3 protein-coding genes are annotated in these 2,230 nt (G+C 68.4%); all 3 read left to right on the top strand.

The window, feature by feature from the left end; translation table 11 throughout:
- Nucleotides 1–101 (top strand): flagellar basal body rod C-terminal domain-containing protein (locus tag ENN83_RS14640; RefSeq protein ID WP_287188202.1); only part of this gene is annotated, 101 nt, incomplete at its 5' end.
- Between the two features lie 38 nt (nt 102–139).
- Complete coding sequence (flgK, locus tag ENN83_RS14635; RefSeq protein ID WP_287188199.1) at nt 140–1,600, top strand: flagellar hook-associated protein FlgK; 1,461 nt, start codon at nt 140–142, stop codon at nt 1,598–1,600.
- A gap of 3 nt (nt 1,601–1,603) precedes the next feature.
- Nucleotides 1,604–2,230, top strand: a 627-nt coding sequence (locus tag ENN83_RS14630) for a flagellin (protein WP_414707675.1), incomplete at its 3' end; no start/stop codon positions are given.

Raw genomic sequence — 2,230 nt, 5'->3', positions numbered from 1 at the left:
TGACCGACCTGATCCAGACCCAGCGCGCCTATTCGTCGAATGCCAAGGTGATCCAGACCGTGGACGAGATGCTGCAGGAAACGACAAACATCAAACGCTAGTCCGGTCGCCCCCGGTCAGCGTGGAAGTGAGGTGAAAGATGAGCCTGAGTGCAAGCCTGTCCCATGCCCTGTCCGGCCTGAACGCCGCGTCAAGGGGGGCTCAGGTCGTATCCACGAACATCTCGAACGCGCTGACCGACGGCTATGGCCGCCGTTCCCTCGAAACCTCGACGATCGCGACGGGTGGCGTCCGCGTCGACGGCGTGCGCCGCGACGTCAACCAGGCGCTGATCTCGGATCGGCAACTGTCCCAGGCCGATACCGGCGGGGCCGGGGCCCGCGCCAACGCGCTCTCGCGGATCGAGGCCGCGCTGGGCACGCCCGACGACCCCGATTCCATCGCGGCGCGCATCGCCGCGATGGAATCCGCGCTGGTCTCGGCGGCCAGCCGCCCTGACAGCAACACCCGGCTGGCGGATGTCCTGTCCTCCGCGCAGGCCGTCGCCGGGACCATCCGCGCGGCCGCGAACGACATCCAGGCGGTCCGCATGGACGCCGAGACGGCCATCGCCAACGATGTTCAGACCCTGAACGATTCGCTTGCCCGCATCGCGGAGCTCAATGTCGAGATCCGCAGCCATGCCGGCAGCAGGGCCGATTTCAGCGGGCTTTTCGACCAGCGCCAGGTCCTGGTCGACCGCATCGCCGAGATCGTCCCGCTGCGTCAGATCCCCCGCGACAACGGCATGATCGCGCTCTACAGCAGCACCGGGGCCGCCCTCGTCGACGGGCAGGCCTCGGAATTCGGGTTCACCCCCGCGGGCCTCATCGTCTCCGGCATGACTTTCGACGGCGGGGTGCTGTCCGGTCTTACCCTGAACGGCGAACCCGTTGCCGCTACGGGAAGTTTCGCACCTATGGGCGGTGGCCGCCTGGGTGCCCTTTTCGAGCAGCGCGATATCGTCGCGCCCCAGGCGCAGGACAGTCTCGACGCCGTTGCCCGCGACCTGGTCGAGCGGTTTCAGGATCCCGCGCTGGATCCGACCCTTCCGGCCGGGGCGGCCGGGCTGTTCACCATCGGCGCGAACGCGCCTTTCGATCCCGCGGCCGTTCCGCCGCAGGAACCCGGCCTGTCCGAGCGGATCGCCATCAACACGCTGGTCGATCCGGACAAGGGCGGCGCGCTCTGGCGGCTGCGCGCCGGTCTCGGCGCCGCGGCGCCGGGCGATGTCGGCGATTCCCGCCTGATCGACGCGTTTTCCGGGACGCTGGCCGCGGGCCGGACGATCGCGTCCGGACCGTTGGCCGGGCAGGTCTTCTCTGCCTCCGGCCTCGTTTCCGAAACCGTGTCCCTTGTATCGGTCAAGGCCCAGCGCGCGATCGAGAACGAAGGGTTCGCGATGGCCCGCACCAACGCTCTGAAAGAGGCCGAGCTGCAAGGCGGCGTCGACACCGATGCCGAGTTGCAGCGCCTGCTGATGTACGAACAGGCCTATGCCGCGAACGCGCGCGTCATCCAGACCGTCGACGAGATGATGCGCCGCCTGATGGAGCTTTGAGCCATGTCCTTCATTTCCTTGGGCGACCTGTCCCGCGGCTTCGCCCTGCGCGCCCAGAACACCGAGATCAAGGCGCGTCTCACCCGCCTCGGGCAGGAGGTCTCGACCGGGCTCACCGCCGATCCGGCCGCCCGTCTGCGCGGCGATTTCCGTGCGCTCGGCGCGATCGAGCGCGGGCTCAAGGTCATGGATTCCTACGACATCGCCACCAAGGAAGCTGCCTTTGCGACCGAGGTGATGCAGAACGCGCTCGGGCAGGTGCATGATGCCGTGCAGAAGGTGGGGTCCGGCCTGCTGAGCGCCACGACCATGTTCGACCCGCGCACGATCAACCTGCTGGGGGTCGAGGCGAAGGGCATGCTTGATCTGTCCGTCGCCGCGCTGAATGCCCAGGCCGGCGGCCGGACGCTGTTCGCTGGCACTGCAACCAACGGCCCGGCGCTGGCCACCGGCCCCGAGATCCTCGGCGAGGTCAAGGCGGCCGTCACCGGGCTGACCTCTGTCCAAGATGTGCTGGATGCGGTCGACCTCTGGTTCGAGACGCCGGGCGGCGGGTTCGATACCCTGGGCTATCTGGGATCGGACACCCCCGTCGGGCCTGCGCGCCTGAACGATCGCAACAGCCTGGCC

Source organism: Rhodovulum sp., assembly GCF_011048875.1.
GTDB classification, from domain to species: Bacteria; Pseudomonadota; Alphaproteobacteria; order Rhodobacterales; family Rhodobacteraceae; genus Rhodovulum; species Rhodovulum tesquicola.
Note: the sequence above shows the minus strand (reverse complement) of the source record. Positions and strands in the feature narration are given on the sequence as shown.

Coding starts and splice junctions, on each gene's coding strand:
- flgK (WP_287188199.1), top strand. CDS start 140: ATGAGCCTGAGTGCAAGCCTGTCCCATGCCCTGTCCGGCCTGAACGCC.